The following is a 6,470-nucleotide window of genomic DNA, read 5'->3' on the forward strand; positions in this document are numbered from 1 at the left end:
AGTTGAAGCGCGTTGCTGTTCCCCTGGAATTAATTCATATGGCCTCACTTGTGCATGATGATGTCATTGATGACGCCGAAACGCGGAGAGGGCAACTGACAGTTAAGGCCAAATGGGATAATCGCGTTGCCATGTATGCTGGCGATTATATGTATGGTCAAGCGCTGGTTGTAGCTACGGAGTTGAAGCAGCCAGAGATTCATCGCATATTTTCCAAAGCAATGGTTGAAATGTGCATCGGTGAGATGGAGCAAATTCGTGACTTCTTCAATACAAAGCAGACGATCCGTCAATATATGCTTCGGATCCGACGAAAGACGGCATTGCTGATTGCGATTAGCTGTCAGCTTGGGGCAATTGCCGCACATGCGGAGCCGAAGATTGGCTATGCGCTGTATCGCTTTGGTTATAATGTGGGCATGGCATTTCAAATTCGAGATGATGTGCTTGACTTAACCGGTACTGAAGAGCAAATAGGAAAGCCGCCAGGGAATGATATTCGTCAAGGGAATTTGACGCTTCCAGTAATATTTGCACTGCAGGATATGAAGCTTCGCGAACCTCTTCTTCGTGAAATTGAACGTATCCGTGAGCAAAATGGAGATACGGATGTATCTGCTGCGCTTGATATGATTCGCCAAAGTGATGGTATTAAGCGGGCTGAAGAGATAGCAAATCGTTATATCGAGAAGGCTCTTGCGGTATTAGAGCATCTGCCTAACATCCGTGCTCGCCGCAACCTGCGCGATATTGCTTACTTTATTGCAAATCGCAATCATTGATTTGAACTATGGTGAAAAAATCGAGTGCCATTTGAAGAAAAATTTGGTATAATGCGTGTGTTGGACGACTTCACATTTGAGTAGGAGTGATCGTATGGAACGCACATTCATCATGGTCAAACCTGACGGAGTACAAAGAGGCCTCATAGGAGATATAGTAGGTCGCTTTGAGCGGAAGGGCTTTAAACTTGTATCTGGGAAATTGATGCAAGTCTCGCGTGATCAAGCTGAACATCATTATGCAGAACATGCACAAAAGCCTTTCTTTGGCGAACTGGTCGACTTTATTACCTCAGGTCCAGTATTCGCTATGATATGGGAAGGTGACGATGTTATCAGCTTGTCACGCTTGATGATCGGCAAGACGAAAGTGACTGAAGCTGCACCAGGGACGATACGCGGAGATTATGCAAGTCATACGAACTTCAATGTGGTTCATGGTTCGGATTCACCAGAGAGTGCTGAACGTGAAATCGCGAACTTATTCTCAGAAGTGGATTCATTTCGTTACGAGCGGGCATTGGAGCCATGGATTTAATCGGCAGCCATGAACGCGGCTCACACACGCAGAAACATAATAATTATTTTTTGATTTCTGATGTAAGAGCTTACATAGGGCAGGACTATGGAAGAACGCGGCGAATAGTAATATTCGACCGTGTTTTTTTATGTTGCGGTGTTGCTGAGCGATCTTGGGCTATGCTTGTTGTCGATCAGGGAATCAGTTGCAGCATATATACGAACTTAGAAGGTGTGAGCACAATTGTCAGAGCGTAAGACGACCTTATGGGATGCCGCTACCATTTTGCCTGCTGCTAATGGATTTGGCCAAGGGGCAGCCGTGGATCAGGGAGATGATCAAGATTATACGGATTTTGTCCAATATTTCCGATCAACTACAGGCATCGATTTATCACAGTATAAGGAAACCCAGATGCGTAGACGCTTGTCTACGTTACGAATGAAGAATGGCTACTCGACATTTGCCTCCTATGCCAAGGCGATGAGCGCTAACTCTTCGTTATTTGATGAAATGCTGGATCGGATGACGATCAATGTATCTGAATTTTGGCGTAATCCGCTGCGTTGGGATACTCTGCGCACTCGTGTGCTTCCAGAGCTGTCGCAGCGAACGCGCCAGCTGAAGTGCTGGAGTGCCGCTTGCTCGACGGGTGAGGAGCCTTACACACTAGCGATGATTCTCGATGATATGGGCTTGCTTGATCGGACAGAGCTCTCAGCTACGGATATCGACGAGAATGCACTTGCAAGAGCGCAGCAAGCTTCCTATATTGAGCGCTCTTTGAAAGATGTTCCCCCATCATTCAAGTCAAAGTACTTTATGCAGCAGGCGAACGGTTTTCATATCATTGATCGCTTGAAGAAATCGATTCGATTCCGTAAGCAGAACTTATTAACCGATACCTTTACAGCCCAGCATGATTTGATTATTTGCCGTAATGTGATGATTTACTTTACGGAAGAAGCGAAGCATGAGTTGTATCGAAAGTTTGCCAATGCGCTTAAGCCAGGTGGGGTATTGTTCGTCGGAAGCACTGAGCAAATATTCAATCCACAACAGTATCAGCTTGAAACGATGGAGACGTTCTTTTATCGGAAATTATAGCTGTTTGAACTTAAAGACTGTATTCGAGTATCTCAGTCATACTGGAATTACATACCATCGAACGGCTAAATTGAACATAGATAGACTACACGTCGATAACGAAAGATGCGCCCTAATGCTTGAAACAAAGCGGCAAGGGCGCGTTTTGTTTTCTTGTCAAACGTTGCCTCCTATACTATAATGAGAAAAAAGTTAAGGGTTTTAGCCATTTACAGCATCACAGTTAAAGGGGGAGCAACTTGTGAGTCTACGTTATTTGACTGCAGGAGAAACACACGGACCGCAGCTAACTGCCATTGTTGAAGGGATGCCTAGCAACATGGTTATTGATTTCGAGCAACTCAATTTCCAACTTCATCGCCGCCAGAAGGGGTATGGCCGCGGCAGACGTATGCAAATTGAGAAAGATACAGCAACGATCGTCGGCGGTGTGCGTCATGGACGTACGACAGGTGCTCCAATTGCTATTGTAGTGGAGAACAACGATTGGAAGCATTGGACGAATATTATGAATGTGGAGCCGATTGAAGGGACAGATGAAGAGAAGCGTCGTGTTCATCGCCCGCGTCCAGGTCATGCGGATCTGAACGGAGGCTTGAAATATCAATTGAAAGATCTGCGCAATGTATTGGAGCGTTCAAGCGCTAGGGAGACAGCTGCTCGCGTAGCTGTTGGTGCAGTAGCGCGCCAGTTCCTTGCAGCATTCGGCGTCAAGATTGCAGGACAAGTTATTCGCATTGGTGAAATCGAAGCTCCTGCTCACAATCTGTCAGTTGACGAGATTATTGAACGTACGGAAGCTTCTTCTGTTCGTGTGGTCGATACCGATACGGAGAAGAAGATGGAAGCGTACATCGATCAAATCAAAGGCGAAGGCGACTCGATCGGCGGTATTGTCGAGTGCATCGTGGAGGGACTGCCGGTTGGACTAGGCAGCCATGTGCAATATGATCGCAAGCTGGATGGACGCATAGCGCAAGCAGTGATGTCGATCAATGCTTTCAAAGGTGTTGAGATCGGTATTGGCTTCGAGGCAGGTCAACTGCGAGGATCACAAGTTCATGATGAAATTCTATATAGCGAGGAAACGGGATATACACGAGCTAGCAACCGACTTGGCGGTTTCGAAGGTGGTATGACGAACGGAATGCCAGTCGTCGTGCGTGGGGTTATGAAACCTATTCCGACCCTTTATAAGCCATTGCGCAGTGTTGATATCGATACGAAGGAGCCGTTCACTGCACAAGTGGAACGTTCAGATGCGTGTGCAGTGCCGGCCGCGAGTGTTGTCATGGAGCATGTAGTCGCTTGGGAAGTTGCAAAGGCGTTCCTAGAGAAGTTCGGCGGGGATTCAATGGAAGAAATTCGCGCCAACTATGAGCACTATTTGGAACAAGTGTCCCGATATTAAAAGGGGGGAACGTCATGAGCAAGAATCTCACTTTAGATGCAGCAGAGCTTACTGTTGAATTAGGAGAACGCTCTTATCCAATTTGGATTGGCAGTGATCTTCTCGGTCGAATCGGTGAGGCATTTCACATGCGCAGCATCCCCACTCGCAGTCCAATTGTGATCATCACGGATGATCATGTGGCTCCGCTATATTTAGAGCGCACGGAAGCAGCACTGCGTGAGGCTGGCTATCAGGTTTCTTCCTTTGTAGTAGCAGCTGGTGAATCCTCCAAGTCGCTGCAGGTGTACGAACAGTGCATCACTGCAGCACTTGATGCGGGCTGTGATCGCCATTCTTCCATCGTCGCCCTTGGCGGTGGCGTAGTCGGGGATTTGGCAGGTTATGTGGCGGCAACTTACATGCGAGGAATTCGCTTCATTCAGGTGCCTACGACGATATTGGCTCATGACAGCAGTGTCGGTGGCAAGGTTGCAGTTAACCATCCGTTCGCCAAGAATATTATCGGGGCTTTCCATCAACCGGAAATGGTGTTGTATGATACAGCTACCTTGCTTACGCTTCCTGATCGGGAAGTCCGCGCAGGACTGGCTGAAATGATTAAGCATGGACTTATCTGGGATGAAGAGTTTACAGCATGGTGCGAAGCACAAGCTGAACGCTTATTGGCTAAGGATGAGGAAGCACTCACGTATGGACTGCTTAAGGGCTGCGCGATTAAAGCGCAGGTCGTCTCTCAGGATGAACGTGAGCATGATCTAAGAGCGATATTGAATTTGGGACATACGATTGGCCATGCTCTAGAGGCTGTTGCCGGCTACGGAGAATTGCTGCATGGCGAAGCCATCTCAATTGGAATGGTTGGTTCTGCGCGTCTTGCAGAGCGATTGGGTGAAGATAAGCAGATTGCTGTTCGAACAGAAGCGATATTGAAGAAATACGGCCTGCCGGTGGCAGTGCCACAGCATATGAATTCTGATGATATTATTCAAGCCATGATGCATGACAAGAAGTTTAAGGAAGGGCACACCGTATTTATTGTGCCTACTGCAATCGGTCATGTAGAAATTCGCAAGGATGTACCGGTCAGCCTAGTACGAGATATCATCGAGGAGTTGAAAGGAGAGAAGGCGTGACCATGTATGCAAGAGGAATTCGCGGAGCAACTACGGTAACCTGCAATGATGCAGAAGAGATTCTGCATGCGACTACGAAGCTGCTCCAGGAGATAGTTGCGCAAAATGCGGTTCAACCTGAACAGATCGCAAATATTTGGATCACGATGACAGAGGATTTGAATGCTACTTTTCCAGCACGTGCGATACGTGCCATGGAAGGCTGGGATCTAGTGCCACTCATGTGTGCCATTGAGATTCCAGTGAAGGGCAGTCTGCCATTGTGCATCCGCCTAATGGTAACGATCAACACGGACAAGGAGCAGCACGAGATTCGCCATGTCTACTTGAATGAGGCGATAGCTCTAAGACCGGATTTGTCTAGTAAATAGAGATGTGGGAAACCTAGTCTGAAGACGTTTATGTCTAAAATTTAGTTTGCTGGATTGACGAAGCCGACATTTCCGGTTATATTGATATCAGCATAGTTGAGCAGAGTTGAGTTTGAGATTGAGATGAGTTGAGCTGAGACGAGATAGAATATGGACATCATGTCTTTATAGGCTAGATCCTATTGTATTTGCTGTACATGGATTTATGACAGCGGCACAATGGGAGGGCTTATATAAGGCGATCCATATCCTCATGAATTGAATTTACTCATCAACAATTTCATCGTATACCAACAAGCCTCTGCCTTGCGCAGAGGCTTTTTTATTCGTACACGCTATTTTTTAGCAGATCCTTTCGTTCGTGATTCGCCTGATTCCGATAAGGCACTGCAACAAGCGTAAACAAGTGAATAAGAAATGGTTGGTAGACGCTCTCGTTCATCACGCGGTATGTATTCGTCTTAACGGCTGCATAACGAAGTTGAAAGGAGTGGAAAGCGATGTATCCCCAATTGGACGAAGTAATCCATCTCGCCCAGCAGTATAATGTCATACCTGTTGCCGAGACGATGATGGCTGATACCGAAACCCCAATTCGATTATTTCAAAGATTGCGCAATGAACCATATGCTTTTTTGTTGGAGAGTGTGGAGGGTGGCGTCCAATGGGCCCGTTATTCCTTCATCGGAACGGATCCGTTCCTGCTCCTTCAAGGGAAGAGTGGACGATTGCGGAAGATAGAGCATGGCCATATCACTGAGGTGCGAGAGCGCCCAATCGAGATGATGAAGCAATTGATGCATAAATATAGAAGCCCAGCGCTAGATGGACTTCCTCCAATGACAGGAGGGGCAATTGGCTGCTTCGGCTACGATTTGGTTCAGCAGTATGAGCGCCTGCCGCGTCATAAGTACGACACGCTGCAAATGGACGACATCCGATTTATGTTCTGCGATCAGCTCGTTGCCTTCGATCATATGAAGCAGCAAATGCAGTTTATGTGAACATTCATGTGGAACCAGGAAGTTCGAAAGATGTGATACGGCATCGCTACGAGCAGGCGAGAAAGAAATTGCGCAGTCTGCAAATGAAGCTGACAGCACCTCTAGCGAGCAGTACCCGACCGGTACAGCAAGCAACGGC

At 47.1% G+C, this 6,470-nt stretch carries 7 protein-coding genes; all 7 read left to right on the top strand.

What is annotated here, in order from left to right:
* Positions 1-782, top strand: a 782-nt coding sequence (locus AZ66_RS25235) for a polyprenyl synthetase family protein (RefSeq protein ID WP_044357399.1), incomplete at its 5' end; no start/stop codon positions are given.
* 94 nt (positions 783-876) lie between these two features.
* Complete coding sequence (gene ndk, locus AZ66_RS25240) at positions 877-1,320, top strand: nucleoside-diphosphate kinase (RefSeq protein ID WP_021259203.1); 444 nt, start codon at positions 877-879, stop codon at positions 1,318-1,320.
* Between the two features lie 267 nt (positions 1,321-1,587).
* Positions 1,588-2,409, top strand: coding sequence for a CheR family methyltransferase (locus AZ66_RS25245; protein ID WP_269433139.1), 822 nt, complete (start codon positions 1,588-1,590; stop codon positions 2,407-2,409).
* 241 nt (positions 2,410-2,650) lie between these two features.
* Positions 2,651-3,820: a chorismate synthase gene (gene aroC, locus AZ66_RS25250; protein WP_044357402.1), complete on the top strand. Its 1,170-nt coding sequence runs from the start codon at positions 2,651-2,653 to the stop codon at positions 3,818-3,820.
* 14 nt (positions 3,821-3,834) lie between these two features.
* On the top strand, positions 3,835-4,956 hold the full coding sequence (gene aroB, locus AZ66_RS25255) for a 3-dehydroquinate synthase (protein ID WP_044357403.1): 1,122 nt from the start codon (positions 3,835-3,837) through the stop codon (positions 4,954-4,956).
* 2 nt (positions 4,957-4,958) lie between these two features.
* Positions 4,959-5,327, top strand: coding sequence for a chorismate mutase (gene aroH / locus AZ66_RS25260; protein ID WP_021259199.1), 369 nt, complete (start codon positions 4,959-4,961; stop codon positions 5,325-5,327).
* 500 nt (positions 5,328-5,827) lie between these two features.
* The gene (locus AZ66_RS25265; protein WP_231587041.1) at positions 5,828-6,331 is read left to right on the top strand and encodes a hypothetical protein; all 504 of its coding nucleotides are present in this window, start codon (positions 5,828-5,830) and stop codon (positions 6,329-6,331) included.
* Positions 6,332-6,470: the final 139 nt, after the last annotated feature.

The organism is Paenibacillus sp. E194, assembly GCF_000935845.1.
Lineage (GTDB): Bacteria > Bacillota > Bacilli > Paenibacillales > Paenibacillaceae > Paenibacillus_B > Paenibacillus_B alvei_B.

Excerpts from the sequence above, each read along its gene's own strand:
- ndk (WP_021259203.1), top strand. The coding sequence starts at position 877 with ATGGAACGCACATTCATCATGGTCAAACCTGACGGAGTACAAAGAGGC.
- aroB (WP_044357403.1), top strand. The coding sequence starts at position 3,835 with ATGAGCAAGAATCTCACTTTAGATGCAGCAGAGCTTACTGTTGAATTA.
- aroH (WP_021259199.1), top strand. The coding sequence starts at position 4,959 with ATGTATGCAAGAGGAATTCGCGGAGCAACTACGGTAACCTGCAATGAT.
- AZ66_RS25265 (WP_231587041.1), top strand. The coding sequence starts at position 5,828 with ATGTATCCCCAATTGGACGAAGTAATCCATCTCGCCCAGCAGTATAAT.